This is a genomic window from Acidovorax sp. FG27 (assembly GCF_040365715.1).
GTDB lineage: Bacteria > Pseudomonadota > Gammaproteobacteria > Burkholderiales > Burkholderiaceae_C > Paracidovorax.
Window position 1 is genome coordinate 408,644 of the sequence record NZ_BAABVY010000009.1, and the last position, 24,936, is coordinate 433,579.

Below are 24,936 nucleotides of genomic sequence, written 5' to 3' on the forward strand. Positions count from 1 at the left end.
CAGGCACGCCCATGTCACGCCAACTCATCGGCTCCGGCTCCCCGTTCGAGGAGCAGATTGGCTATTCGCGCGCGGTGGCGCAAGGCCCGTTCGTGTTCGTCTCGGGCACCACGGGCTTCGACTACCGCACGATGACCATCGCGGAGGGCGTCGCCGACCAGGCCGAGCAGTGCCTGCAGAACATCGCGCAGGCGCTGGCCCAGGCCGGCGCCAGCCTGGCCGATGTGGTGCGCGTGACCTACGTGCTGCCGAACGGCGAAGACTTCGAGGCCTGCTGGCCGGTGCTGCGCAAACACTTGGGCGCCGTGCGGCCGGCGGCCATGATGATCTCGGCGGAGCTGCTCGATCCGCGCATGAAGATCGAGATCGAAGTCACGGCGATGAAGCAGTCCGGCTGACGAGCCGCATCGGAACCCGGAACCGGCCCTGATGCGGGCCATGGTGCGGGTCCTAGTGCGGCCCGGCCTCCATCCGCAGCGCCAGCCGCGCCCCCGCCCCCACGGTGGCGCCCACGACCCAGAAAAGGCCCGCCACGCCGATCAGCGCGCCGGCCGAGCCGAACAGCACGGGCATCAGCACGCTCGATGCGTTGATGGCGATCAGCCGCAGCCCCAGCGCCTCGCCGTGGCGGTGGTGCGGTGTGAGCTGGTGCAGCAGGCTCATCACCATGGGCTGCACCGAGCCCAGCGCCAGACCCAGCAGCACCGAGCACGCACCCAGTGCCAGCGCGCTCGGCATGAGCGGGTAGATGCCGAAGAGCACGGCCGACGCCACCATCGCCCCGGCGACCACCACCGACTCCTTCAGCCGGGAGGCGACGAACGGCATCAGCACGCGGATCACCGCCGCCGCGATGGCGAAGCCGCCCAGGATGGTGCCGATCACCGATGCCGACAGGCCGCGCTCGTGGCCCAGCAGGGGCACGACGAAGGTGTGCACGTCCCAGCAGGACGACAGCAGCCAGTTCACCAGCAGGAGGCGCCGGAACGCGGGGTCGTCCAGCAGGTCCCAGGCGCGCGTGGGCGGGCCGCCGGCCGCGGCGATGACGGGGGGCAGCTCCACCGTGGCGCGCACCCAGAACCAGGTCGCCAGCGGCAGCACGGCCATGAGCAGAAAGGCGGCGCGGTAGCCGGCCATGCTGCCGGCACCTTCGCCCACCAGCGCGCCGGCATGGTCGATGAGCAGGCCGGCGGCGAACGGACCGATGAAGTTGGAAACCGCCGGCCCGATGGCCAGCCAGCTGAACACCTGCCGCAGCTGCGTGGGCCCCTCGGCCGCCCGGCCCACGTGGCGCTGCAGGGCGATGACCGCCGCGCCCGAAGCGCCGCCGGTCATCAGCGCCGCGAGGCACAGCACCGGAAACACGGGGAACACCACCGCCAGCCCCGCGCCCGCGGCGGCGAACACCACCGCGTGGCGCACCGGGCGCTTGAGCCCATGCCGGTCGGCATAGCGGCCGGCGGGCAGCGACAGGAACACCTGCGTGAGCGCGAAGAGCGCCAGCAGCACGCCGACCGCCGCCGCGCTGTAACCTTCGCGCAGCGCCAGCAGCGGCGTGGCCATGCGCATGCCGGCCATGCAGGCATGGATGCAGATCTGCCCGAGGATCAAGCGTGCCAGCGCCCAGTTCACTTCAGCGGCCCTCTCGCTCACGGTCGCGCTCGGTGTCGTGGTCGCTGGCGTCGTCGCCGTCCAGCGACAGGCCCACCTGCACGGCGGGGCCCGCGGCACCGGCCCCCGGCGCGGCAGGCGCGGGCAGCTCCTGCACGTCGCGCAGCCTGCGCTGGATGGCGCGGGTGCGCACGCCCACGTCGTCGAACTTTTTGGCCGCCGCGTCGATGGACTTCCGGGCCGATTCGACGATCTCGCCGAACTTGGCGAACTCGGTCTTCACCGAGCCCAGCACGCCCCAGACCTCGGACGAGCGCTTCTCGATGGCGAGCGTCTTGAAGCCCATCTGCAGGCTGCTGAGCATGGCCGCCAGGTTGGCCGGGCCGGTGATCATGACGCGGCAGTCGTTCTGCACCGCCTCGACCAGTCCGGGGCGGCGGATCACCTCGGCGAACAGGCCCTCGGTGGGCAGGTACAGCACGGCGAAGTCGGTGGTGTGCGGCGGCGACACGTACTTGGTGAAGATCTTGCGGGCCTCCAGCTTGATCGAGGTCTCGAAGGCGTTGCCGGCGGAGGCAATGGCGGCCTTGTCCGCCGCGTCGTGCGCATCGAGCAGGCGCTGGTACTGCTCCACCGGGTACTTGGAGTCGATGGGCAGCCACACCGGTTTTTCGTCGCCCCGCCCCGGCAGGCGGATGGCGAATTCGACCAGGTCGTCGCTGCCCGGCACGGCCTTGACGTTGCGGGCGAACTGGTCGGGCGTGAGCACGTTCTCGATGATCGCGCCCAGCTGCATCTCGCCCCAGGTGCCGCGTGTCTTCACGTTGGTCATCACGCGCTTCAGGTCGCCCACGCTGCCGGCCAGGGTCTGCATCTCGCCCAGGCCCTTGTGGACCTGCTCCAGCCGGTCGCTGACCAGCTTGAACGACTCGCCCAGGCGCTGCTCCAGCGTGGCGTGCAGCTTCTCGTCGACCGTGCGGCGCATTTCCTCGAGCTTGGCGGTGTTGTCGGCCTGGATGGCGGCCAGCCGCTCGTTGAGCGCGCCGCGCAGTGCTTCCGCATGGTGCTGGCTGCCCTGCGCCATGCCCGCCAGCTGCTGCGAGACGGCGTCCTGCAGCACCGCGAACTGGTTGCGGATCTGCTGGCCGTTGGCCTCCAGCTGGTTCGTCAGCGCGGCGGAGACGGCGCCCAGCTGCGCATGGATGTCGCTCTTGAGCGAATCGAGCGTGCCGCGCGTGGCGTGGGTCAGCGCCTCGAAGCGTTCCTGGATGCGCTCCTCGAAGCGCTTGGCGCCTTCCGCCATGGCTTCGCGCGACTTGCCGCTGTCGGCCACCAGGGCCTGGGCGGTGTGGGTCAGCTCGGCGCGGAAGCTGGCCAGCGCCTCGGCCAGCTCCTTGCGCGCCAGGGCGGCCTCGGTCTGGCCGCGCGCCAGGCGCTGTTCCAGCTGCGCCTCGAAGGCGCCGAAGGCGGCCAGCAGCTCCGCACGGCCGTTGCGCGATTCGGCCACGGCCTGCGCCAGGCGCTCGTCCACCGCGCCGCGCAGGCCCTCCAGCGTGCCCTGCGTGGTCTGGGTGAAGCCGCGCAGCTGCTGGCCCATGCCGTCCAGCGCGCCGTCGTTCTTGGCCACCGCCAGCTGCGTGGCCTGCACCGCGCGTTCCAGCGCGTGCAGCCGCTGCAGCCATTCCGGCGGCAGTTCCACCTCGACCCGGCGGCGGCGCAGCAGGAGCACCACCAGCAGCACCACCATCACCAGCAGCAGCCCCAGGGCCGCCCACATCGCCATCGTCATCCGGTCGCTCGCCTTCTCATCCTCGTTATGCTATCTTTTTCATAGCTTCCCGCGCTTATCCATCAAGCGCCAGGGCCTGATAAGACCCTGAAAACCGTTCATCCGCGCCGCGGTGTGGGCTGGTTCACCGGCGTGAGCGGGCCGCGCCCGTCGAAGAACGCGATGAGGTTGTCCGCCGCCAGGTTGGCCATGGCCAGGCGCGTGGGCACGGTGGCGCTGGCGATGTGCGGCGTCAGCACGACGTTGGGCACCTCCAGCAGCGGGGGGTGCACCTTGGGCTCGCCTTCGAACACGTCCAGCCCCGCCGCGGCGATGCGCCGGTCCTTCAAGGCCTGGGCCAGCGCCGCGTCGTCCACGATGCCGCCGCGCGCGATGTTGATCAGGTTGGCGGTGGGCTTCATCTGCGCGATCTCGGCCGCGCCGATGGCGTGGTGCGACTCGGGCGTGTAGGGCAGCACCAGCACCAGGTGGTCGGCGGTGCGCAGCAGCTCTTCCTTGCCGACATAGCGAGCCTTGCACTCGGCCTCCAGCTCGGGCGAGAGGCGCGAGCGGTTGTGATAGATCACGTTCATGCCGAAGCCGTGGGCGCCGCGCCGGGCGATGCCCTGGCCGATGCGGCCCATGCCGAGGATGCCGAGCGTGCTGCCGTGCACGTCGCTGCCGGCGAACATGTCGTAGCTCCAGCGGTTCCACTTTCCGGCGCGCAGGTAGTGCTCGCTCTCGGTCACGCGCCGGGCGGTGGCCATCAGCAGCGCGAAGCCGAAGTCGGCGGTTGTCTCGGTCAGCACGTCGGGCGTGTTGGTGCCCTGCACGCCGGCGGCGGTCATCGCATCGACGTCGAAGTTGTTGTAGCCCACCGCCATGTTGGCGACGATGCGCAGCCGGGGCGCCGCGGCCAGCAGCGCGGCATCCACGCGCTGGCTGCCGGTGGTGAGCACGCCGTCCTTGTCCTTCAGGCGCTCGGCCAGTTCGGCGGGCGTCCAGATGATGTCCTCGGGGTTGGACTCGACCTCGAAGTGCTGCGACAGGCGCTCGACCACTTCGGGAAAGATGTTGCGGGCGACGAGGATGCGGGGTGGGGTCATGGGAGGAGGGTTTCCTTGGGGGTGTGGAGAGTCAGCGGAACCAGACGAGGGTCATGACGGCGAAGAGCGGCAACAGGATGCCGAACGACCACAGCATGTAGCCGAAGAATCTCGGCATCTTCACGCCACGGTCTTCGGCGATGGCCTTGACCATGAGGTTGGGCGCGTTGCCGATGTAGGTATTGGCGCCCATGAACACCGCCCCCGCCGAGATGGCGGCCAGCGTGGGCGCGAGCGCGCTCATCAGCACCGCCGGATCGGCGCCGGCGGTGTTGAAGAACACCAGGTAGGTGGGCGCGTTGTCGAGGAATGAGCTGAGCAGCCCGGTCGCCCAGAAGTACGCCGCCGGATCGGGCGTGCCGTCGGGCCGGGTGACCGCCGCCACGATGGCGCCGAACGGGCCCGCCGTGCCCGCCTGCAGCATGGCGATGACGGGGACGATGGTCAGGAAGATGCCGGCGAAGAGCTTGGCCACTTCCTGCATCGGCGCCCAGTTGAACTGGTTGGCGGCGTGCACGCCGCGCGGCGTGAGCGCCAGGGACAGCAGCGTGACGGCGACCAGACCGGCATCGCGCACCAGCCCGGGCAGGCCGACCCGGGTGCCGGCGACGTCCCACGCCAGCGGGCTCTTCCACACGCCGCTCAGCAGCACCAGGGCCACGGCCAGGCCCAGCAGCGCGAAGTTGATCTGCCCGTCGAAGACGATCCGCGTCGCCTGCGGCCGGGCGGTGCCCACAGCCGCAGCGACCGCAGGCGCCCCGGGGTCGCGCCGCAGCTGCCAGGTGTCGAGCGCGTAGAAGAGGCCCAGGAGCACGCCGACCAGCCAGAGCGTCTGCGGCCCGATGTGCGTGAAGGTCCAGAAGAAGGCAACGCCTTTCAGGAAGCCCAGGAACAGCGGCGGGTCGCCCAGCGGCGTGAGCGCGCCGCCCGCGTTGGAGACGATGAAGATGAAGAACACCACGACGTGGGCCTGGCGCGTGCGGTGCGCGTTGGCGCGCAAGAGCGGGCGGATGAGCAGCATCGACGCGCCGGTCGTGCCCATCACGCTGGCCAGGGCCGCGCCGATGGCCAGCAGCGCCGTGTTCACCCCCGCCGTTCCGCGCAGGTCGGCGCGGATGTGGATCCCGCCCGCCACCGTGTAGAGCGCGGTGAGCAAAATCACGAACGGCAGGTATTCCGCCAGCAGCGCATGCACCACGCCGGCGGCGGCCGCCACCGGGCCGAACGCGGCGCCGAAGGGCAGCAGGAAGGCCAGCGCCCACGCCGCCGTCACCTTGCCGAAATGGTGGTGCCAGAACGCGGGCGCCGCGAGCGGCATCAGCGCGATCGACAGCAGCAGGCCCGCGAACGGCACGCCCCAGGCGAGCGAGAGCGCGGCGCCGTCCAGCTCGGCCGCGCCGGCCACGGCGGGCAGCGCCAGCAGCGCCGCCAGCGCGAGCCGCATCGCACGAAGGTGCAGCCGCCCTCCGGTCATGCGGTGACGGGGATCTCGAACACCTGCCGCAGGTAGGCCAGGTAGGCCTCGTCGTCGCACATGCCCTTGCCCGGCGTGTCGGACAGCTTGGCGACCGGCTGGCCGTTGCAGCGCGTCATCTTGATGACGATCTGCAGCGGCACGTGCGCCGGGGCGTCGCCCAGGTCGTTGGTGAGGTTGGTGCCGATGCCGAAGGCCAGCTGGCAGCGGCCCTGGAACTGGCGGTACAGGGCGATGGTGCGCGGCACGGTGAGCGCGTCGCTGAAGATGAGTGTCTTGGTGAGCGGGTCCACGCGGTTCTTGCGGTAGTGGTCCAGCAGGCGCTCGCCCCAGGCGAAGGGGTCGCCGCTGTCATGCCGGGCGCCGTCGAACAGCTTGCAGAAGTACAGGTCGAAATCGCGCAGGAAGGCGTTCATGCCGTACACGTCCGAGAGCGCGATGCCCAGGTCTCCCCGGTATTCGCGCGCCCACATCTCGAAGCCGTAGATCTGGCTGTCGCGCAGGCGCGGGCCCAGCGCCTGGCAGGCCTGCAGGTACTCGTGCGCCATGGTGCCCAGCGGGGTCAGGCCCAGCTTCATCGCGTAGAGCACGTTGCTCGTACCCGCGAACTGGCCGGGCCCGCCGGCCCGGTCGGGCCGCCGGTCGCCCGTGCCCAGGCGGGCGCACAGCACGCGCAGCACCTCTTCGTGCCAGGCCCGGCTGAAGCGGCGCCGCGTGCCGTAGTCGGCGATCTTGAGTTCGGCCAGGCCCTCGCCCTGCAGCTGCGCGATCTTGGTGTCGAGCCGGCGCCGGCCTTCGGGGAAATCGGGCACCTTCTGCGTGTTGCGGAAGTAGACCTCGTTGACGATGGCCAGCACCGGAATCTCGAAGAGGATGGTGTGCAGCCACGGCCCGGCGATGGCGATCTCGAGCTCGCCCGAGGGCAGCGCGGTGACGGAGATGTACTTTTCGTTCAGCCGGAAGAGCGCGAGGAAGTCGACGAAGTCGCTCTTGATGAAGCGCAGCGAACGCAGGTAGGCCAGCTCGGCGTCCTGGAACCGCAGGCTGCAGAGCGAGCGGATCTCGTCGCGAATCTCGCTGGCGTAGGGCGCGAGCGCCACGCCGGGGTTGCGGCACTTGAAGCGGTATTCGACCTGCGCGCCGGGAAACTGGTGCAGCACGACCTGCATCATGGTGAACTTGTACAGGTCGGTATCGAGCAGGCTGGTGATGATCATGTGAACTCCGCGCTGCGGAAAGCGCGAATCTGGCGAAGGTGCCGTCGAGGGCTTGTCTCTTGCGCCATTGTGGCACCAAGCCCCTGCGGGCCGCGGTTGCGGGCCCTTCGCCCAAATGTTGCGATGTGTGCCTGCCGGCCGCGCATGGCTTGCAACGCTGCCTGCGAGGGTTAAGCTGCATCCGCCGATGAGACAACGGCACGTTCCGCATTCCCCAACCACCCACCAAGAAAGCAAAGGCAACTGCCCATGGCCTCTCGCACCCTGCCCCTTTCCACGCCATCGCTTCAAGGCGATGGCATCCGCCCCGCATGGCGCCTCTCTGCCACGCTGACGGCCTGCCTGCTGGTGCTGTCCGGCTGCGGCGGCAGCAGCAACGACGGCAACGGCGGCGATCCCGTCGCCGAAGCCTCTGCCTGCACGGTGGTGAGCGGCGGCGGCTCGGTCGTGGTGGGCTCGGGCCTGCCGGGCGACCCGGCGGCGCCCGAGCCCGCATCGGGCTACCGGGTGGGCAAGACGGCCGTCTACGCCAAGAACTACATGGTCTCGACCGCCAACCCGCTCGCGTCGCGCGCGGGCTGCGACGTGTTGAAGCAGGGCGGCACGGCGGCCGACGCGGCCGTGGCCGTGCAGATGGTGCTGGGCCTGGTGGAACCGCAGTCGTCCGGCCTGGGCGGCGGCGCCTTCATGCTGCATTACGACGCGGCGACCCGCAAGGTGCAGGCCTATGACGGCCGCGAGACCGCGCCGGCCGCGGCCACCCAGAACTACCTGCGCTGGGTGAGCGACACCGACCGCACGCTGCCCCAGCCGGGCGGCGCGCGCGCCAGCGGCCGCTCCATCGGCACGCCCGGCGCCGTGCGCATGCTGGAGATGGCGCAACGCGACCACGGCAAGCTGGCGTGGAAGGACCTCTTTCCCAATGCCGTCAAGCTGGCGACGGACGGCTTTCCGATCAGCGGCCGCATGGCCGGCGCCATCTCGGGATCCGCCAGCAGCCTGGCGCGCGACGCCGAGGCCGCGGCCTACTTCCTGAACGCCGATGGCAGCCCCAAGCCGCTGGGCACGGTCATCCGCAACCCGGCATATGCCACCACGCTGACCACCATCGCCAACGGCGGCGCCAACGCGTTCTACACCGGCCCGGTCGCCCAGGGCATCGTCGACAAGATCAAGGTCACCAGCGGCGGCAACCCGGCCGTGCCGATCACGCCCGGCCTGACGGAGCTGAGCGACCTGGCCAACTACCAGGCCAAGCGCCGCGATCCGGTCTGCACGACCTACCGCGACTACTGGGTCTGCGGCATGTCGCCACCCTCGTCCGGCGGTATCGCCGTAGCGTCGGCCCTGGGCATCCTCGAGAACTTCGACCTGGCCGCGCACAAGCCCACCGCCATCGACATCGAGGGCGGCAAGCCCACGGTGATGGGCGTGCACCTGGTGAGCGAAGCCGAGCGCCTGGCCTATGCCGACCGCGACAAGTACGTGGCCGACACGGACTTCGTGCCGCTTCCCGGCGGCACGTGGAACACGATGCTGAACAAGCCCTACCTGCGCAGCCGCGCCGACCTGATCAGCCCGACGCGCAGCATGGGCACCGCCACCGCCGGCGTGCTGGGCACCAATCCGCAGGGCGTGAGCCTGATCGATGAGAAGGGCACGACGCACTTCACCATCGTCGACCGCCAGGGCAACGTGGTGGTGATGACGACCACGGTGGAGGCCAGCCTGGGATCGTTCCACATGACGCAAGGCTTCGTGCTGAACAACCAGCTGACCGACTTCTCGGCCACGCCCACGGACAGCACGGGCGCGGCCGTCGCCAACCGCGTGGAGCCGGGCAAGCGGCCCCGCAGCTCGATGGCGCCCACGCTGGTGTTCAAGAAGGCGGCCGACGGCGGCATGGGCGATTTCGTGATGGGCACCGGATCGCCGGGCGGCGGCACGATCATCCAGTACGTGGTGAAGACGGTGGTGGGCGCGCTCGACTGGGGCCTGGACGCGCAGCAGGCCACGTCGCTCATCGACTTCGGCGCCAGCAACAGCGCCACCACGTCGGTGGGCGGCGAGCACCCGAACGTGAACACGGCCAACGGCGGCGCGAACGACCCGCTGGTCACCGGCCTGCGGGCACTGGGGCATACCGTGTCCACCTCGGCGCAATCGAGCGGCATCAGCACCATCATGCGCGTGCAGCGCAATGGCGCCAGCGTGCTGCAAGGCGGCGCCGACCCGCGCCGCGAAGGCGTGGTGCTGGGCGACACCTTCCAGCCCTGACGCACGGGCACCGGGCCGGCGCGCACGTTGCGCGGCCGGCCCCCGTCAGTCGCTGCCGCGCACCCGCAGCCGGGCCAGCGCGGCCTGCAGCGCCGCCGGCAGCGGCCGGGGGCGCCGGTCGCCCCGCCCCACGTACACATGCACGAAGTGGCCGCATGCCGCGGTCTGCGCTGCGCCCTCGGCGAAGAGGCCCACTTCGTAGCGCACGCTGCTGGTGCCCATGCGCGCCACGCGGATGCCTGCCTCCACCGTCTGCGGAAAGGCCAGCGGCGCGAAGTAGTTGCACTGCGTCTCGATCACGAGGCCGATGGTGTCGCCATGGTGGATGTCGAGCGCGCCCTGGCCGATCAGGTAGGCGTTGACCGCCGTGTCGAACCAGCTGTAGTAGACGACGTTGTTCACATGGCCGTAGGCGTCGTTGTCGCCCCACCGGGTGGTGATGGTGTGAAAGACGGCATAGTCGGCGCGTGAAAGCGGCCGGGGCCGGGGCGGCATGGACACAGGGCCTGCAGCCGGGGCGGTGCCAGCCGCGCCTTCTTCGCCTTGCCGGTCTTTGCTTGGATTCGTCACGACGGTTTCTCCGCGGGGGCGCGTGGTGGCCACGGCGCCGGTTGATGTGCAGCGCAGTTTCCGGGCTGGCGGCCGCGCTGTCGAGCCAGGGGTGTCGCCGGATGGGCAGCACGGAGTGGCCGGCGCGCCGTCACGCAATGCCGTTGTGCGGCGGGCGCTACAGGGGTGGATAGCCGCCCGTGCCGCCCGGCCAGGCCGTCAGCACTTCATATCCCTCTGGTGTGACGGCCACCATGTGCTCCCACTGGGCGGAGAGAGACCGGTCCCGGGTCACCACGGTCCAGCCATCGGCCAGCTCCTTGATGTCCCGCCTGCCCGCGTTAAGCATGGGCTCGATGGTGAAAATCATTCCGGCCTCCAGTGGCAAGCCGGTGCCCGGTTGCCCGTAGTGCAGCACCTGCGGCTCGTCGTGGTAGACCCTGCCGATGCCATGCCCGCAGTACTCGCGGACCACGCTGAATCGCTCGCGCCGCGCCACCGACTCGATCGCGTGCCCGACGTCGCCCAGGCGCGCGCCGGGTTTGACCTGCCTGATGCCCGCGGCCATCGCCTCGTAGGTCGCATGGACCAACCGCCGCGCCAGCACGCTCGGCGCGCCGACGAAGAACATGCGGCTCGTGTCCCCGAACCAGCCGTCCTTGTCGACCGCCACGTCGATGTTGACGATGTCGCCCTGCTTGAGGATCTTGTCGGCGGAGGGAATGCCATGGCAGACGACGTGGTTGACGGACGTCAGGATGGTCTTGGGATAGCCGCTGTAGCCGACATTGGCGGGCCGCGCGCCCTGCACGCCGACGATGTAGTCGCGGCAGAGCCGGTCGAGCGCCTCGGTGGTCACGCCCGGCACGACATGCGGCTCGATCATGGCCAGCACGTCAGCGGCCAAGGCCGCTGCGCGCCTGGCCATCACCAGTTCGTCGGCCGACAGGATGGACACACCGTGCGCCATCAATGCCGGCCTGCCCGGGGCGATGCAGGGCGGGCGGAAGCCGCATCCACCACCGCCGCCGCGATGTCCATCCCGCCAGCCAGTTCGGCGCGCACCAGCAACTGACAGATCGCCCGGTGATCGAGCTCGGGATGCAACTCGGCGAGCATGCCGACCCGCATCCAGTGCTCCGCCTGCGCGTTGATAGATCTGCTGAGCGCGGCACCTGCGATGCGCAGGTTGTCGTGCGTCGCGTCCGAGATTTTGACGATGCCCATTACACGATGAATACACAAAACATAAGCGAATTGTATATGCGCCTGCTGCGAGCTCGCCGAGTCGGGCGCAGGGACCGAGGTATCAGCACACTGTGAAGAAAAGCCCTCCAAGGTCATCGCAAAGAGGACCGGAAGGAACAACCGCCGCCAATGTTCCTTCCCAGCTCTTCATGCCGCTGGAGACTCTGCACGTCGCTGCCAGGGATCGCTCAAAGCAGCCGTGCCAGGTGCCGAAGCGCGCTCCCGCACGAAATCCACGAAGGCTTTGAGAGGGGCAGGCAACAGGGTGCGTCCCGAGTAGTAGAGAAAAGGGCCGGAGAAGCTCGGCCACCAGTCGGCCAGCACCGGCTCGAGCTGACCGCTCGCCAGATGCGGCCGCAGCCAGTCTTCGAACAGATAGACCACGCCGGCGCCGCCGATGGCGGCATCCACCGCGAGGTCGGCCGCGGCGCCCAGGCGCACCACCATGCGCGGCACAGGATCGACACGAACCGACTCGCCGTCGCGTTCGAAGTCCCAGGGCGGCACGGTGCCGCTGGCAAAACGCCCACGCAGACAGGCGTGCTGCAGCAATTCGCGAGGGTGCGACGGCCGCCCGCAGCGGTCGAGGTAGGAAGGCGATGCGGCGGCGGCGAAGCGCTGCATGCGGGGGCCGATGGGAACGGCCACCATGTTCTGCTCCAGACGGTCGTCGTAGCGGATACCGGCTTCGCAACCGCTGGCCAGCAGATCCACGAAGCCATCTTCGGCGACGACCTCCAGCTGGATATCGGGGAAGGCGCGCAGGAATTCCGGCACCAGCGCGGGCAGCACCAGACGCGATGCGCTCAAGGGAACGTTCAGGCGCAGTGTTCCGGCCGGCTTGTCGCGGAAACCATTCACCACGTCCAGGGCGCTCGCCACTTCTCCCAACGCCGGACCCAGGCGTTCCAGCAGGCGCTGGCCGGCTTCGGTCGGAACCACGCTGCGCGTCGTGCGATGCAACAGCCGCACCCCCAGCCGAGACTCCAGCCGCCGCACGGCCAGGCTCAGGCCGGATGCGCTAGTACCACTGGCGCGGGCACCTTCACGGAATCCCCTGGTGCGCGCCACAGCCAGAAACGCGTTGAGGTCACCCAGGTCGATGTTCATTGTTTCAAGTTCTGCACAGGCCGTGCGCATTGTGCCGGCTTATCAGACAGCCGGCCGCTGACTACAGTGCCTCCACCTCTGCAACTTATCGCGTCACAACATGAGCCATCCCGCCACCGCCTCCACCTCCACCACCGTCCTCCTGGGAGACCGCCCAGTGCGCCGTATGGGCTACGGCGCCATGCAACTGGCCGGACCCGGCGTCTTTGGCCCGCCCAAGGACCCTGCATCCGCAGTCGCCGTGCTGCGTGCCGCTGTCGAGGCCGGGGTGAACCATATCGACACCAGCGACTTCTACGGACCGCACGTCACGAATCAGCTCACCCGCGAAGCGTTGCATCCCTATCGGGCCGATTTGGTCATCGTGACCAAGGTCGGTTGCCTGCGTGGCCCAGACGGCTCGTGGGATGCCGCGCTGTCGTCTGGACAATTGCGCCAGGCGGTGCACGACAACCTGCGCCACCTCCGACTGGAGAGGCTGGAGGTAGTGAACCTGCGCGCGATGTTCGATATCCACGGCCCTGCGGAAGGCTCGCTGGAAGAACCCCTCACCGCCCTCGCAGAACTGCAGCAGCAGGGCTTGGTCGGGCATATCGGTCTCAGCAACGTCACGACCAGGCAGATCGCCGATGGCCGGCGCATTTGCCGCATTGCGTGTGTGCAGAACCATTACAACCTCGTGCACCGCGACGACGATGCCCTGATCGACAGCCTGGCCAGCCAGGACGTGCCCTACGTGCCGTTCTTTCCTTTGGGTGGGTTCTCACCGCTCCAGTCGACCGTGCTGTCGGAAGTGGCGCAACGGCTTGAAGCCACACCCATGCAGGTCGCGCTGGCTTGGCTGCTCCGGAGATCACCCAACATCGTGTTGATTCCTGGAACTTCTTCGGTGAAGCACCTGCACGAGAACCTTGCGGCTGGCAGTCTGAGCCTGCCGCAGGAGGCCATGAGCCGATTGGACTCCATGGCGGCACAGCGATCGTGAGGTCATGGGTTCTGGGTCGTGGGGCCGGCTAGTCGAGTGACCGGGCGGGACTTTCCCTGGCCGCGGCGAGACAGTCATGCGGGCCGCCCTACGCAGTCGAACTGCTCCGATGTATAGATGTTGCACGGGAGACCCCCCCCGAACCATTCCACACCTGCCAGAAAGTGAAACGCCGCAGCTACCATTTCGATAGCTGCGGCGCCAAGCCCAGTAAGGGCCATTGATGGTGGGACGTGCGGGGGTCGAACCCACGACAAACGGATTAAAAGTCCGCTGCTCTACCAACTGAGCTAACGTCCCTTGCAAACAACCTGCGTTGCAGCAAAGCCTCGGATTATAGCTTGGTTTTTCAGGTGGCCGATTTCGCCAGGGCGTCGAGCACCCAGCCCGCCGCGCACTGGCCAAAGGTGGCGGTGACGGCCACCACGGAGCCGTAGCCATGGCAATTCAGGCTGCCGTCTCCTTCAGCGACCTCGCACGTCGGGTGCGGGGGCGCCACGGCTTCGCGGCTGAACACGCAGACGACGCCAATCTTCTTGCCCTCCCGTGCGGCGCCATGCTGCTTGCGCAGGCGGTAGCGCAGTTGGGCGAGCAAGGGGTCGTGCGTGGTCCTGGAGAGGTCGTCCACATCGACGAGATGTGCCAGGCGTTTGCCCCCCGCCGCGCCGACCGTGATGAACGGCAGGCCCCGCCGCGCCATCGCCCAGGCGGCGATGGCGGTCTTGGCCTTGGCGTCGTCGCAGGCGTCGATCACCGCGTTGCAGCCGGGGGGCAGCAACGCATAGCAGTTCTCGGGAGAGACGAAGTCGTCGATAGCATCGACACGGCAGCCCGGGTGGATGAGCGCGATGCGCTGCCGCATGGCCTCGATCTTGGCCTGGCCCACCGTGTTGCTCAACGCGTGGATCTGGCGATTGATATTGGATTCGGCGACATGGTCCATGTCCACCAAAGTAAGGCGGGCCACGCCGCTGCGTGCCAGGGCCTCGGCCGTCCAGGAGCCGACGCCGCCCACGCCCACGACCACGACATGCGCGCATCGGATACGCGCGGCGCCGTCCACGCCGTACAGCCGGGCCAGCCCGCCGAAGCGACGTTCGAGCTCGGCATCCCCGGCATCCTGCGCCGGGACCTCTGACGCGGCAGGCACGGCGAGGGAGGACGTCACTTCAAGCGCGCCAGGCGTTCCTTGGCGGCGGTGGCCGCCTCGGATTGCGGATAGGCCTTGATCAGGTCTTCCAGCGTCTTGCGGGCGGCACGCGTGTCCTTCAACTCGACCTGGCAATTGGCGATCGAGAGAGCCGCTTCCGGCGCGCGGGCGTGGTCGGGCGCCGTGGCCAGCAGTGCCTTGAAGTTGTTGATCGCTTCCTTGTAGTCGCGCGTGGCGTACTGGGCGTTGCCGAGCCAGAACCGCGCCGACGGCGCGTAGCCACCCGACGGGTACTGGCGCAGGAAGTTGGTGAAGAGCGGCACGGCGTCGGGGAACTTGCCCGCCCGGAATACGGCCAGTGCGGCATCGAAGTCGCGCTTCTCGGCCGGGTCGGCCTGGAACTCGCGGCCGTCGACGGTCACCTTGGCCGGCTCGAACTGCCGCAGGCGCTCGTCCACGCCCTGGGCGATTTCCTTCTGGCGGCGCTGCAGGTCCGCCACGTCGCGCAGCAGTTGCTCGTTCTGCCCCCGCAGGCTGGCCTGCTCGGAGCGCAAGGTCTCGATTTGGGTCTGCAGTTCCAGCAGGCTGCGGCGCATCTGCGACGTCTCGTCGCCTGCGCGTTGTCCGCCTTGCTGCAGCACATCCACGCGCTGGCGCAACTCGAGGATGGCGCGGCGTGCCTCGTCGTCCTCGAACAGCGCGGCGTGGCTGACCGGCGCCGCCGCCACCCACATCGCAGCTGCCAGCGCAGCCAGCGCACCGTAACGGGTGCTCATGCGCTGCGCCGCCATCAACGGTAGGACAGTTCGGCGCGGCGGTTCTGCGCGTGCGCGTCTTCGCTGTTGCCTTGAACGGCAGGCTTTTCCTTGCCGAAGCTCACAGCTTCCATCTGGCTGTCGGGCACGCCCAGCAGGCCCAGAGCGCGGCGCACGGCCTCGGCACGCTTCTGGCCCAGCGCCAGGTTGTATTCGCGGCCGCCACGGTCGTCGGTATGGCCTTCGATCATGACCTTGCGGTTGGGCGATGCCTTGATGAAGCGGGCGTGCGCGTCCAGCAGCGACTGGAACTCGCCCTTGATGACGTAGCTGTCGTAGTCGAAGTAGACGATGCGGGCCACGCCGACGGGGCCGGCGCCGTCACGGGCAGAAGCGTCCAGGTTGACAGGGGCCACGCCGCTTTGGTTGGAGCTGCCGGTGTTGGCGCCGCCGGGGACGGTGGACGTCGCGCCACGGTCTTCGACCGGCGCGTCCTCCAGCTTCACGCCAGAGCTGCAACCGGCCATCAAGGCGGTGATGGCGAGAGCGAGGGACACGCGTTTGAGCTTGGCATTCATCATTCAATTTCTCCTGTCGGGCTGATGCTTCAAATAAAAACTAACCAAAATCATTGCTTCTGGAACGGGCCCCAGTCGGGCTCCCGAATGTCGCCGCTCTTGCCGGCCAGGCGCGCCTTGATGCGACCGTCCAGCGTGGTGGTCATCAACGCCTCGCGTCCCTGCTGCTGGCTCGCATATACGATCAGCTTGCTGTTCGGAGCAAAGCTCGGGTTCTCGTCGGCCGACGTATCGGTCACGGCCGTGACCGTGCCGGACTTTAGATCCATGACGTGCAATTTGAAGGCGCCGCCTATGCGGGAGATGTAGGCCAACCACTGGCCGTCCGCGCTGACAGAGGGAGAGATGTTGTAGGAGCCGGTGAAGGTCACGCGCTCGGCGTTGCCGCCGGAGGCCGATACGCGATAGATCTGCGGCGCGCCGCCCCGGTCGCTGACGAAGTAGATGCTGCGACCGTCGCTGGAGAACGTGGGCTCGGTGTCGATGCCGCTGCTCTGCATCAGGCGGCGCGGCTCGCCGCCCGCGGCGTCGATCAGGTAGAGCTGCGAGCCGCCGTCGCGGCTCAGCGTCACCGCCAGCGTGCGGCCGTCGGGCGACCAGCCGGGCGCGCTGTTGGAGCCGCGGAAGTTGGCGATCAGCCGGCGGCGGCCGCTCGAGACGTCGTGCACGTACACCACGGGCTTGCGGGACTCGAACGACACATAGGCCAGCTGGCCACCCGTCGGAGACCAGGCGGGCGAGATGATGGGCTCGGGGCTGGAGAGGGCCGACTGGGCGTTCTCGCCATCGGCATCGGCCACCCACAGGCTGAAGCGCGAGCCGGCCTTGGTGACGTAGGCGATGCGGGTGGAGAAGACGCCGCGCTCGCCGGTCAGCTTCTCGTAGATGTAGTCGGCGATGCGGTGCGCCACCAGCCGCAGGTCGGCCTCGGTGACCACGAAACTCTGGCCACCCAGGTCCTGCCCGTTGACCAGGTCCCACAGGCGAAAGCGGATGTCGTAGCGGCCGTCTGCCAGCCGCGTGATGCTGCCGGACGCGAGCGAATCGGCCTTCTTCTCGCGCCACTGCGCCACGTCCGGACGGGTGGACTCATCGAGCGCGACGCCGGTGGCGTCGATGCCCACGAACTGCCCGCTGCGCTCCAGGTCGGCCTGCACGATGGCGGAGATCTTCTGCGGCGACTGCGCTTCGCCGCGGAACGGCACGATCGCGATGGGCCGCTGGGTCAGGCCCACACCCCTGATTTCCACGCGGAACTGGGCCAATGCAGGCAGGGCCGAGGTGGCCGCGAGGGCGGCCACCGCGTGCCGCCGGGAGAGGTGCGGCAGTGCCGCGAGGGGAGAGACGAGAGGGGAGGTTCGGTCAGTAGTCATTGGTGATGGGTCAACGATCGGGTAACCGCAAGGGTGCCGGCAATGGAGCCAGCCATGTTACACATCGCCTGCAGATGCCTGTGACAATCTGTGCAGGCTGCCAAGGCTGAAAACTTAGAATCCGTCCCTCATGCAACCTTCGAATCATAGCGTCACGCAGGACCCGTCAACCGGGAAAACCACGACGCCTCCCCTGTTCACACGGCTGAAACGGCTCTACCCCTACTTCGCCAACCAGCGCATGTTGTGGGCCATCGCCATAGCCGCCACGCTGGTCGGCGCGATCACCGAACCGCTCATTCCGGCCCTGCTCAAACCCCTGCTGGACCAGGGGTTCACCGAAGGCACGCTGCAGCTGTGGATGGTGCCCGTGACCATCATGGGCGTCTTCCTGATCCGGGGCCTGGCGCAGTTCTGCGGGCAGTACGCCCTCGCCCGCATCGCCAACGAGGGCATGCTCAAGCTGCGCCAGGCGCTGTTCGACCGGCTGCTGGCCGCAGACATGGGTCTTTTCGGCCGGCAGTCGGCCAGCGCGCTTTCCAACACCGTGGTGTACGAGGTGCAGACCGGCTTCCTGTCGCTGGTGCAGGCGTTGATGGGCCTGTCGCGCGACGGATTCACGCTGGTGGCCCTGCTGGGCTACCTCATCTACCTCAACTGGCAACTGACCCTGATCGTCGCCGTGCTGGTGCCGGGCGTGGCCTGGATCATGAAGACCCTGTCGCGCCGGCTCTACAAGCTCACCAAGAGCAGCCAGCAGGCCACCGACGACCTGGCCTACGTGGTGGAGGAGAACGTGCTCGCGCACCGCATGGTGCGGCTGCACGGCGCGCAGGGCAGCCAGGCCGGCCGCTTCCACCAGCTGAGCCAGAGCCTGCGCGGGCTGGCCATCAAGTCCACCATCGCTTCGGCCGCCATGACGCCGCTCACCCAGCTGCTGGCCGCCGGCGCCCTGTCGGCAGTGATCTGCATCGCGCTCTGGCAAGCCCAGGTGGCAGGCAGCCGCGACGTGACGGTGGGCGGCTTCGCCTCCTTCATCGCCGCCATGCTGATGCTGATCGCGCCCATCCGCCGCCTGGCGGACGTCGCCAACCCCATCACGCGCGGCGTGGCGGCGCTGGAGCGCGGCCTCGCGCTGCTGGAAAGCTCCCCCGCCGAAACCGGCGGCACGCACCGCGCCCAGCGTGCGACGGGCGCCATCGCGCTGCGCGACGTGGCCGTGTCGTTCGGCACCGACCATGCCCAGGCGCTCGACGGCGTGACGCTGGACATCCGCCCGGGCGAGATCGTCGCCCTGGTCGGCCCTTCGGGCGCCGGCAAGACTACGCTGGTCAACCTGCTGCCGCGCTTCATCGCGCCCACGGCGGGCGAGGTGCTGGTCGACGGCGTGCCCGTGCCGCAGTGGGACCTGGAATCGCTGCGCAGCCAGTTCGCCATGGTCAGCCAGGACGTCGTGATGTTCAACGACACCGTGGCCGCCAACGTGGCGCTGGGCGGCCAGATCGACGAGGCCCGCGTGCAGGCGTGCCTGGCGGCGGCCAACCTGGCCGAACACGTGGCGGCGCTGCCGCAGGGCATGCGCACGCTGGTGGGCCACAACGCCACGCAGCTCTCGGGCGGCCAGCGCCAGCGCCTGGCCATCGCCCGGGCGCTTTACAAGGACGCTCCCATCCTCATCCTGGACGAAGCCACCTCGGCGCTCGACACCGAATCCGAGCGCCTGGTGCAGGAGGCTCTGCAGCGCCTGATGCGCGGTCGCACGACCCTGGTGATCGCGCACCGGCTCTCCACCATCGAGCACGCCGACCGCGTGGTCGTGATGGAGCGGGGCCGCATCGCGGAGCAAGGCTCGCACGACGAGCTGATGGCGAGCGGCGGGCTGTATGCGCGCCTGCAGTCACGGCACAGCGCGCCGTGACCGGTTGAGCCCGAAGGCGGCGGCCGCAGCGCCGCGCGGCCTTCAGCAGCGGCTCACCACTTGCCCTGGCGCGGCGGCTGGCGGCGGCGCATGGCCTCGGCGATCAGCTCCACCATGTCCTTGCGGTCGGCGCCCACGGCGAAGTCGTGCGCCGTCATGCCCAGCTGGTTCTTGATGGTCACGTCGGCGCCCTCCTTCAGCAGCACGCGCGCGACGTCGGCGGCGCCGTAGCGCACGGCCATCATCAGCGGCGTGGTGCCGTTGGGCGAGCCGGCATCGATGTACGCATGGTTCTCCAGGAGCAGGTTGGTCATCGCCGCGGCGTCGTCGGTGGTGCACGAGGCCGCGTAGTGCAGCGGCGTCCAGCCGGTCTTGTTCACGTCGGCGTCCTTGGCGATCAGCGCGCGGGCGGCGGGCAGGTTACCCTTGATCGCCGCCATCATCAGCGGGCTCTCGTCCTGCGCATTGCGCGCCTCCACCTTGATGCCGGGAGCCTTCATCAAGGCGTCGAAGGCCTTCATGGAGCCTTCGCGCAGCGCCAGCGTCAGGCCGACCTGGCCCTTGGCATCGCGGGTGTTGGGGTCGAAGCCGCGCCTGACCAGCGCGGTGATGGCGCCGCCGTCGTCGCGGATGATGGCCGTGAAGAAATCGTCGTAGGCGCCGGCATGGGCGCAGCCGCCCATCGCCAGCAGCGCCATCCAGGTCATGCAATGCCGCCGGTGGATCATGGCGTCACTCCTTTGAAGAACAGGTTGTCGAAATTGCGGCTGGTGGCCTCGGCCACCTCCTCCACGGTCACGCCCTTGACGGCCGCCAGCTGCTGCGCCACGAAGGGCACGTACGAAGGATTGTTGGTCTTGCCCCGGTACGGCACCGGCGCCAGATAGGGACTGTCGGTCTCGATCAGCAGCCGGTCCATCGGCACGAAGGCGGCCACGTCGCACAGGTGCTGGGCGTTCTTGAACGTGACGATGCCGGAAAAGGACAGGTAATAGCCCAGGTCGAGCGCGGCGCGCGCCACTTCCGCCGTCTCGGTGAAGCAGTGGAAGACGCCGCCCGCCAGGTTGCCGGCCCCGTCCTCGCCCTCCTCCCGCAGGATGGCGAGCGTGTCGTCCGACGCGCTGCGGGTGTGGATGACGAGCGGCTTGCGCGTGGCCCGGCCGGCCCGGATGTGCGTGCGAAAGCGCTCGCGCTGCCACTCCAGGTCGGCCACGGAGCGGCCGCCCTTGCGGTCTTCCATGCCGTAGTAGTCGAGCCCGGTTTCGCCGATCGCCACCACGCGGGGCAGCGCGGCGCCGTCCAGCAGATCCTGCAGCGACGGCTCGACCACGCCTTCGTTGTCGGGATGCACGCCCACCGTGGCCCAGAAGTTGTCGTAGCCGGTGGCGAGGGCATGTACCCCCGCGAACTCTTCCATCGTCGTGCAGATGCAGAGCGCCCGGTCCACGCGGGCGTCGGCCATGGCCTGGCGGATCTGCGGCAGCTGCTCGAGCAGCTCGGGAAAGTTGAGGTGACAGTGGGAGTCGGTGAACATGCGGTACGGGATGACGGAACGGTGGAGGCCGGGCCAGCGGGGCACGGCCCCGGGCGGCGCAGCACCGGCAGTATCCACAAAAACGAATGCCGACCGGTGTGCACGGTCGGCATCGGGCGCAGAAGTGGGCCTACGGGGGGGCCTACGGGTGGGCGTACAGGCGGGCCGGGCGCGGCTCAGATCGTCTGGGTGGGCCGGTCGGAGCCCAGCGCGGCGCCCAGGATTTCCTCGATCTTGGCCTTCAGCTGGCGCGACTTCTCGTCCTTCGGGAACTGGATGCCCACGCCCTGGGTGCGGTTGCCCGCCGCACGCGCCGGCGTGACCCACGCCACCCGGCCGGCCACAGGGTAGCGCTGCGTGTCTTCCGGCAGGGTGAGCAGCACGTAGACGTCGTCGCCCAGGCGGTATTCGCGGGCGGTGGGAACGAAGATGCCGCCCTCGGCGAAGAACGGGATGTAGGCCGCATACAGTGCCGCCTTCTCCTTGATGGCCAGCTGCATGACGCTGGGGCGCGGCGCGTTGAGGGGGCTGTTCATGGACGTGGTGGGGCGGTTCGGCGGCGGGTCTTCAATGTTTCGAGTGTAGGGCGTTTCGCGCCTGCGCCGCCAAGGCCTCCAGCATCAGGCCGGCGTTGAACGGGTGCTCCGCCGTGCGGGCCTCCTTGGCCAGCGCCCGGCCCCAGCGGGTGAGCGGGCCGACACCCGGCGGCGCGGGCAGGTCGGCCGCGTCGAAGTAGCGCGGCGCCGCGCCCACCCGGTGCGCGAGCAGGTCGTGGCAGAGCTTTTGCAGCGCGTCCACCGCCTGGGCGGGCGACCAGTCGGCCAGTGCCGTCGCGTCGCCGCGCGCCATCGCCTTGGGCAGGCGCGCCCAGGCGTCGGGGCTGCGCCCGGCGCGGGCCATCGCCAGCGCGTCGTCGGGACGGCCGCCAGCGGCCCGCAGGAATGCGGTGGCCGCCTCCGGCGCCACGCCCTGCCCCGCCAGCCAGCCGTGCATGGCGGCGTCCTGCGGCCAGACCATGGTGTGGCCCAGGCAGCGGCTGCGGATGGTGGGCAGCAGCTGGTGCGCCGCTTCCGTCGCCAGCACGAAGCGCACGTCGCCGGGCGGCTCCTCCAGTGTCTTGAGCAGCGCGTTGGCGGTGACGTGGTTCATCTGCTCGGCCGGATAGACCAGCACCGCCTTGCCACGCCCGCGTGCCGAGGTGCGCTGGCAGAACTCCACCGCGTCGCGCATCGCATCCACGCGGATCTCGCGGCTGGGCTTGCGTTTCTTGTCGTCGATGTCGGCCTGGGCCTTCTCGGGCAGCGGCCAGCCCAGTTCCATCATCTGCGTCTCGGGCATCAGCACGCACAGGTCGGCATGGGCGCGCACATCGATGGCGTGGCAGCTGGTGCACACGCCGCAGGCGCCGTCCGCCGTGGGCGCGTCGCACAGCCAGGCGCGCACCAGCTCCAGCGCCAGCGGGTACTGCCCCAGGCCCGACGGGCCCTGCAGCAGCCAGGCGTGGCCGCGCTGCGCGAGCAGGGCCTGCCGCTGCTGGGCGATCCAGGGCGCGACGGGCGCGGCGCTCATGCCGTGGCCCCGGCGGCCGCGGGCAGGTGGCCGCGCTCGGCCAGGGCCGCCGCCAGCTGCGCCCAGACGGCGCCCCGCTCCTGCCGCGCATCCAGCCGCACGAAGCGCGCGGGCGCGCCGGCGGCGCGATCGGCATAGCCCTGGGCGACGCGGGCGAAGAAATCTTCGGGCTGCGACTCGAACCGGTCGGGCGTGCGCGCGGCGGCCAGGCGTGCGGCGGCGTCGGCGGGCGGCAGGTCGAACCACAGCGTGAGGTCGGGGTGTCGAATCGAATCGCCCCCCAGCGCCGGTGCAGCTTGGGCCATATGCTCCAAAATCGATAGCAAACGGACATCGAAGCCCCGGCCCGCGCCCTGGTAGGCGAAGGTGGCGTCGGTGAAGCGGTCGCACAGCACCACGTCGCCCCGCGCCAGCGCCGGCTCGATCACGCACCGCAGATGGTCGCGCCGGCCGGCGAAGACCAGCAGCGCTTCGGTCAGCGGGTCCATCGCATCGTTCAGCAGCAGCGTGCGCAGCTTCTCGGCCAGCGGCGTGCCGCCGGGCTCGCGGGTCACCACCACTTGGCGGCCCTGCGCGCGCAGGGCGGCGGCCAGCGCGTCGATGTGCGAGGACTTGCCCGCGCCGTCGATGCCCTCGAACGTGATGAAAAGCCCTGCCTTCGCAGGCGTCGCGTGTGGGGTCGTCAAGGTGGGTGCTTCCATGCCGGGCCGGGTCACTGCTGGCCGCGCTGGTAGCGATTCACGGCGCGGTTGTGTTCGTCCAGCGTCGGGCTGAAATGGCTGGTGCCGTCGCCACGCGAGACGAAATACAGCGCCTGCGTGCGCTCAGGCTGCACGGCGGCCAGCAGCGCCGCCTTGCCGGGCATGGCGATGGGCGTGGGCGGCAGGCCGGCGCGGGTGTAGGTGTTCCAGGGCGTGTCGGTCTGCAGGTCGCGGCGGCGCAGGTTGCCGTCGAACTTCTCGCCCATGCCGTAGATCACGGTGGGGTCGGTCTGCAGCAGCATGCCGATGCGCAGGCGGTTGGTGAACACCCCGGCGATCTGCGCCCGGTCGGAGGCGCGGCCCGTTTCCTTCTCGACGATGCTGGCGAGGGTCAGCGCCTCGTCGGCCGACTTCAAGGGCGTGTCGGCGGCGCGCTGCGCCCAGGCGGCCTCCAGCTTCTTGTCCATGGCGTGCAGGGCGCGGCGCAGCACCGCGAGGTCGCTGCTGCCCTTGGCGTAGGTATACGTGTCGGGGAAGAACCGGCCTTCCGCCGCCACGCCCGGGCGGCCCAAGCGCTGCATGATCTCGGCCTCGGGCAGGCCAGCGGTTTCGGGCTTGAGTTGCTCCTCACGCGCGAGCGCCTGGCGCACCTGCCGGAAGGTCCAGCCTTCCACCAGCGTCACGGCGCGCAGGGCCTCTTCGCCGCGCACCAGCTTCTGCAGCAGCTCGCGGGGCGTGGTGCCCACCGGAATCTCGTAGTTGCCCGCCTTGATGAGCCGGTCCTGCCCCGACACGCGGAACCAGGCGTAGAGCACCCGGGGGTCGATGGCCACGCCGGCGGCGGCCACGGCCTGGGCCACGCCGCGCGGGGTGGTGCCGGGCTCGATGGCCAGCTCCAGCGGCTCGCCCGGCGCCACGCCCGCACGGGGCGCCACCGGCATCGGCGCGTGCAGCCACCAGGCCGCCGTGGCGCCCGCCGCGAGAAGAATGACCACCACCAATGCGAGGAAACGACGCACGACCCTGCTGCCTGTATGAAAGGAACCGGGCATCATAATTCAGGCATGACTTCTTCCCTGCCCCCGCTCCTGGACGGCGTCGCGCCGCTCGCTCACCTGGGCGTGATCCGCGTCGAAGGCGCCGATGCCGCCGCCTTTTTGCACGGCCAGCTGACGCAGGATTTCGCGCTGCTCGGCATGCAGGAGGCCCGCCTGGCCGCCTTCCTCTCGGCCAAGGGCCGCATGCAGGCGAGCTTCATCGGCTTCAAGCGCAGCGCCACCGAGGTGCTGCTGATCTGCTCGCGCGATCTGCTGGCGCCCACGCTCAAGCGCCTGTCGATGTTCGTGCTGCGCGCCAAGGCCAAACTGACCGACGCCACCGGCGATTTCGCCCTCTGCGGCCTGGCCGGTTCCGCCGCCCAGGCGCTGCTGGCGGGCGCCGACGCGCCCTGGTCGCGGCGGGACGTGGACGGCGCCACGGTCGTGCGCCTCTACCCCGCCCAGGGCCAGCCACGGGCGCTTTGGGTGGCGCCGGCCGGCACGCCCGCGCCGACCGGTGCGGCTCTCGGCGAAGCGCTCTGGCAGTGGAGCGAGGTGCAGGCAGGCGTCGCCACGCTGGCCCAGCCGGTGGTCGAGGCCTTCGTTCCGCAGATGCTCAACTACGAGTCGGTGGGCGGCGTCAACTTCAAGAAGGGCTGCTACCCGGGCCAGGAAGTGGTGGCGCGCAGCCAGTTCCGCGGCACGCTCAAGCGCCGCGCCTACCTGGCGCACGCGGCGGCCGACGTGGCGGTGGGCAGCGAGGTGTTCGCGGGCGGCGACGCCGAGCAGCCGGTGGGCACCGTGGTGCAGGCCGCGCCAGCGCCCGGCGGCGGCGTGGACCTGATCGTCTCCATGCAGATCGGCGCGGCGGACGGCACGGCGCTCACCGCCGCCAGCGCGGACGGCCCGGCGCTGACGCTGCAGCCGCTGCCCTACGCGCTGCTGGACGACATCTGACCCGCAGGGCCGGCGGCGG

At 69.7% G+C, this 24,936-nt stretch carries 24 protein-coding genes and 1 tRNA gene; 5 read left to right on the top strand and 20 right to left on the bottom strand.

The genetic code is table 11. The features are described from left to right. Positions 1-11 precede the first annotated feature (11 nt). The gene (locus tag ABWV53_RS08830) at positions 12-398 is read left to right on the top strand and encodes a RidA family protein (RefSeq protein WP_353364985.1); all 387 of its coding nucleotides are present in this window, start codon (positions 12-14) and stop codon (positions 396-398) included. A 52-nt stretch (positions 399-450) separates the two neighbouring features. Here ABWV53_RS08830 and ABWV53_RS08835 read toward each other — a convergent pair whose 3' ends face one another. From ABWV53_RS08835 to pncB, 5 genes are all read right to left on the bottom strand, one after another. Then, positions 451-1,632, bottom strand: a complete 1,182-nt coding sequence (locus ABWV53_RS08835) for an MFS transporter (RefSeq protein WP_353366675.1) — start codon at positions 1,630-1,632, stop codon at positions 451-453. 1 nt (position 1,633) lies between these two features. Continuing rightward, a complete protein-coding gene (locus ABWV53_RS08840) occupies positions 1,634-3,400 on the bottom strand; it encodes a DNA recombination protein RmuC (RefSeq protein ID WP_353364987.1) in 1,767 nt (588 codons plus the stop codon). Between the two features lie 98 nt (positions 3,401-3,498). Beyond that, positions 3,499-4,485: a 2-hydroxyacid dehydrogenase gene (locus ABWV53_RS08845; protein WP_353364989.1), complete on the bottom strand. Its 987-nt coding sequence runs from the start codon at positions 4,483-4,485 to the stop codon at positions 3,499-3,501. Between the two features lie 31 nt (positions 4,486-4,516). Continuing rightward, on the bottom strand, positions 4,517-5,959 hold the full coding sequence (locus ABWV53_RS08850) for a sodium:proton antiporter (RefSeq protein WP_502903850.1): 1,443 nt from the start codon (positions 5,957-5,959) through the stop codon (positions 4,517-4,519). Next, on the bottom strand, positions 5,956-7,176 hold the full coding sequence (pncB, locus tag ABWV53_RS08855; RefSeq protein WP_353364991.1) for a nicotinate phosphoribosyltransferase: 1,221 nt from the start codon (positions 7,174-7,176) through the stop codon (positions 5,956-5,958). Before pncB ends, ABWV53_RS08850 begins: the two co-directional genes overlap by 4 nt. 249 nt (positions 7,177-7,425) lie before the next feature. On the opposite strand from pncB, the gene ABWV53_RS08860 reads away from it, so the two are divergent. After that, positions 7,426-9,453, top strand: coding sequence for a gamma-glutamyltransferase family protein (locus ABWV53_RS08860; RefSeq protein ID WP_353364993.1), 2,028 nt, complete (start codon positions 7,426-7,428; stop codon positions 9,451-9,453). Between the two features lie 45 nt (positions 9,454-9,498). Here the strand turns inward: ABWV53_RS08860 and ABWV53_RS08865 are convergent, their stop codons facing one another. The 4 genes from ABWV53_RS08865 to ABWV53_RS08880 form a co-directional block, all read right to left on the bottom strand. Then, positions 9,499-9,948: an acyl-CoA thioesterase gene (locus ABWV53_RS08865; RefSeq protein WP_353364995.1), complete on the bottom strand. Its 450-nt coding sequence runs from the start codon at positions 9,946-9,948 to the stop codon at positions 9,499-9,501. A 232-nt stretch (positions 9,949-10,180) separates the two neighbouring features. Then, the gene (gene map, locus ABWV53_RS08870) at positions 10,181-10,972 is read right to left on the bottom strand and encodes a type I methionyl aminopeptidase (RefSeq protein WP_353364997.1); all 792 of its coding nucleotides are present in this window, start codon (positions 10,970-10,972) and stop codon (positions 10,181-10,183) included. Further along, a complete protein-coding gene (locus ABWV53_RS08875; RefSeq protein ID WP_353364999.1) occupies positions 10,972-11,229 on the bottom strand; it encodes a ParD-like family protein in 258 nt (85 codons plus the stop codon). Before ABWV53_RS08875 ends, map begins: the two co-directional genes overlap by 1 nt. Before the next feature lie 168 nt (positions 11,230-11,397). Continuing rightward, complete coding sequence (locus tag ABWV53_RS08880; protein ID WP_353365001.1) at positions 11,398-12,360, bottom strand: LysR family transcriptional regulator; 963 nt, start codon at positions 12,358-12,360, stop codon at positions 11,398-11,400. 100 nt (positions 12,361-12,460) lie between these two features. On the opposite strand from ABWV53_RS08880, the gene ABWV53_RS08885 reads away from it, so the two are divergent. Next, positions 12,461-13,345, top strand: a complete 885-nt coding sequence (locus ABWV53_RS08885) for an aldo/keto reductase family oxidoreductase (protein WP_353365003.1) — start codon at positions 12,461-12,463, stop codon at positions 13,343-13,345. 224 nt (positions 13,346-13,569) lie between these two features. Here ABWV53_RS08885 and ABWV53_RS08890 read toward each other — a convergent pair. The 5 genes from ABWV53_RS08890 to tolB form a co-directional block, all read right to left on the bottom strand. Then, a tRNA-Lys gene (locus ABWV53_RS08890) sits at positions 13,570-13,645 on the bottom strand. A gap of 49 nt (positions 13,646-13,694) precedes the next feature. Then, positions 13,695-14,495, bottom strand: coding sequence for a tRNA threonylcarbamoyladenosine dehydratase (locus ABWV53_RS08895; RefSeq protein WP_502903888.1), 801 nt, complete (start codon positions 14,493-14,495; stop codon positions 13,695-13,697). A 14-nt stretch (positions 14,496-14,509) separates the two neighbouring features. Continuing rightward, positions 14,510-15,271: a tol-pal system protein YbgF gene (gene ybgF, locus ABWV53_RS08900; RefSeq protein ID WP_502903852.1), complete on the bottom strand. Its 762-nt coding sequence runs from the start codon at positions 15,269-15,271 to the stop codon at positions 14,510-14,512. A 14-nt stretch (positions 15,272-15,285) separates the two neighbouring features. After that, on the bottom strand, positions 15,286-15,831 hold the full coding sequence (pal, locus tag ABWV53_RS08905; protein WP_353365007.1) for a peptidoglycan-associated lipoprotein Pal: 546 nt from the start codon (positions 15,829-15,831) through the stop codon (positions 15,286-15,288). A 47-nt stretch (positions 15,832-15,878) separates the two neighbouring features. Next, positions 15,879-17,201: a Tol-Pal system beta propeller repeat protein TolB gene (gene tolB / locus ABWV53_RS08910; protein ID WP_353365009.1), complete on the bottom strand. Its 1,323-nt coding sequence runs from the start codon at positions 17,199-17,201 to the stop codon at positions 15,879-15,881. Positions 17,202-17,331: 130 nt separating this feature from the next. Between tolB and msbA the strand changes: the two genes are divergently transcribed. Continuing rightward, entirely contained in the window at positions 17,332-19,119 is a 1,788-nt protein-coding gene (msbA, locus tag ABWV53_RS08915; RefSeq protein ID WP_353365011.1) for a lipid A export permease/ATP-binding protein MsbA, read from the top strand. Positions 19,120-19,172: 53 nt separating this feature from the next. On the opposite strand, the gene ABWV53_RS08920 is transcribed toward msbA, so the two are convergent. The 6 genes from ABWV53_RS08920 to mltG form a co-directional block, all read right to left on the bottom strand. Further along, positions 19,173-19,847: an ankyrin repeat domain-containing protein gene (locus ABWV53_RS08920; RefSeq protein WP_353365013.1), complete on the bottom strand. Its 675-nt coding sequence runs from the start codon at positions 19,845-19,847 to the stop codon at positions 19,173-19,175. Continuing rightward, positions 19,844-20,653, bottom strand: coding sequence for a TatD family hydrolase (locus ABWV53_RS08925; RefSeq protein ID WP_353365015.1), 810 nt, complete (start codon positions 20,651-20,653; stop codon positions 19,844-19,846). Before ABWV53_RS08925 ends, ABWV53_RS08920 begins: the two co-directional genes overlap by 4 nt. 176 nt (positions 20,654-20,829) lie before the next feature. Beyond that, positions 20,830-21,189 (bottom strand): PilZ domain-containing protein, encoded by a 360-nt coding sequence (locus ABWV53_RS08930; protein ID WP_353365017.1) that lies wholly within the window; start codon positions 21,187-21,189, stop codon positions 20,830-20,832. A 31-nt stretch (positions 21,190-21,220) separates the two neighbouring features. Continuing rightward, on the bottom strand, positions 21,221-22,222 hold the full coding sequence (locus tag ABWV53_RS08935) for a DNA polymerase III delta subunit-related protein (RefSeq protein WP_353365019.1): 1,002 nt from the start codon (positions 22,220-22,222) through the stop codon (positions 21,221-21,223). Beyond that, positions 22,219-22,908 (bottom strand): dTMP kinase, encoded by a 690-nt coding sequence (tmk, locus tag ABWV53_RS08940; RefSeq protein ID WP_353365021.1) that lies wholly within the window; start codon positions 22,906-22,908, stop codon positions 22,219-22,221. The genes ABWV53_RS08935 and tmk overlap by 4 nt, the downstream gene beginning before the upstream one ends. Positions 22,909-22,934: 26 nt before the next feature. Then, the gene (gene mltG, locus ABWV53_RS08945; RefSeq protein ID WP_502903853.1) at positions 22,935-23,942 is read right to left on the bottom strand and encodes an endolytic transglycosylase MltG; all 1,008 of its coding nucleotides are present in this window, start codon (positions 23,940-23,942) and stop codon (positions 22,935-22,937) included. A 45-nt stretch (positions 23,943-23,987) separates the two neighbouring features. On the opposite strand from mltG, the gene ygfZ reads away from it, so the two are divergent. Then, positions 23,988-24,917 (top strand): CAF17-like 4Fe-4S cluster assembly/insertion protein YgfZ, encoded by a 930-nt coding sequence (ygfZ, locus tag ABWV53_RS08950; RefSeq protein ID WP_353365025.1) that lies wholly within the window; start codon positions 23,988-23,990, stop codon positions 24,915-24,917. Positions 24,918-24,936: the final 19 nt, after the last annotated feature.

Bases quoted from the DNA above. Each gene is read 5' to 3' on its own strand.
- ABWV53_RS08830 (WP_353364985.1), top strand. From the start codon at position 12: ATGTCACGCCAACTCATCGGCTCCGGCTCCCCGTTCGAGGAGCAGATT.
- ABWV53_RS08840 (WP_353364987.1), bottom strand. From the start codon at position 3,400: ATGACGATGGCGATGTGGGCGGCCCTGGGGCTGCTGCTGGTGATGGTG.
- ABWV53_RS08845 (WP_353364989.1), bottom strand. From the start codon at position 4,485: ATGACCCCACCCCGCATCCTCGTCGCCCGCAACATCTTTCCCGAAGTG.
- ABWV53_RS08850 (WP_502903850.1), bottom strand. From the start codon at position 5,959: ATGACCGGAGGGCGGCTGCACCTTCGTGCGATGCGGCTCGCGCTGGCG.
- pncB (WP_353364991.1), bottom strand. From the start codon at position 7,176: ATGATCATCACCAGCCTGCTCGATACCGACCTGTACAAGTTCACCATG.
- ABWV53_RS08860 (WP_353364993.1), top strand. From the start codon at position 7,426: ATGGCCTCTCGCACCCTGCCCCTTTCCACGCCATCGCTTCAAGGCGAT.
- ABWV53_RS08865 (WP_353364995.1), bottom strand. From the start codon at position 9,948: ATGCCGCCCCGGCCCCGGCCGCTTTCACGCGCCGACTATGCCGTCTTT.
- map (WP_353364997.1), bottom strand. From the start codon at position 10,972: ATGGCGCACGGTGTGTCCATCCTGTCGGCCGACGAACTGGTGATGGCC.
- ABWV53_RS08875 (WP_353364999.1), bottom strand. From the start codon at position 11,229: ATGGGCATCGTCAAAATCTCGGACGCGACGCACGACAACCTGCGCATC.
- ABWV53_RS08880 (WP_353365001.1), bottom strand. From the start codon at position 12,360: ATGAACATCGACCTGGGTGACCTCAACGCGTTTCTGGCTGTGGCGCGC.
- ABWV53_RS08885 (WP_353365003.1), top strand. From the start codon at position 12,461: ATGAGCCATCCCGCCACCGCCTCCACCTCCACCACCGTCCTCCTGGGA.
- ybgF (WP_502903852.1), bottom strand. From the start codon at position 15,271: ATGAGCACCCGTTACGGTGCGCTGGCTGCGCTGGCAGCTGCGATGTGG.
- pal (WP_353365007.1), bottom strand. From the start codon at position 15,831: ATGATGAATGCCAAGCTCAAACGCGTGTCCCTCGCTCTCGCCATCACC.
- tolB (WP_353365009.1), bottom strand. From the start codon at position 17,201: ATGACTACTGACCGAACCTCCCCTCTCGTCTCTCCCCTCGCGGCACTG.
- msbA (WP_353365011.1), top strand. From the start codon at position 17,332: ATGCAACCTTCGAATCATAGCGTCACGCAGGACCCGTCAACCGGGAAA.
- ABWV53_RS08920 (WP_353365013.1), bottom strand. From the start codon at position 19,847: ATGATCCACCGGCGGCATTGCATGACCTGGATGGCGCTGCTGGCGATG.
- ABWV53_RS08925 (WP_353365015.1), bottom strand. From the start codon at position 20,653: ATGTTCACCGACTCCCACTGTCACCTCAACTTTCCCGAGCTGCTCGAG.
- ABWV53_RS08930 (WP_353365017.1), bottom strand. From the start codon at position 21,189: ATGAACAGCCCCCTCAACGCGCCGCGCCCCAGCGTCATGCAGCTGGCC.
- ABWV53_RS08935 (WP_353365019.1), bottom strand. From the start codon at position 22,222: ATGAGCGCCGCGCCCGTCGCGCCCTGGATCGCCCAGCAGCGGCAGGCC.
- ygfZ (WP_353365025.1), top strand. From the start codon at position 23,988: ATGACTTCTTCCCTGCCCCCGCTCCTGGACGGCGTCGCGCCGCTCGCT.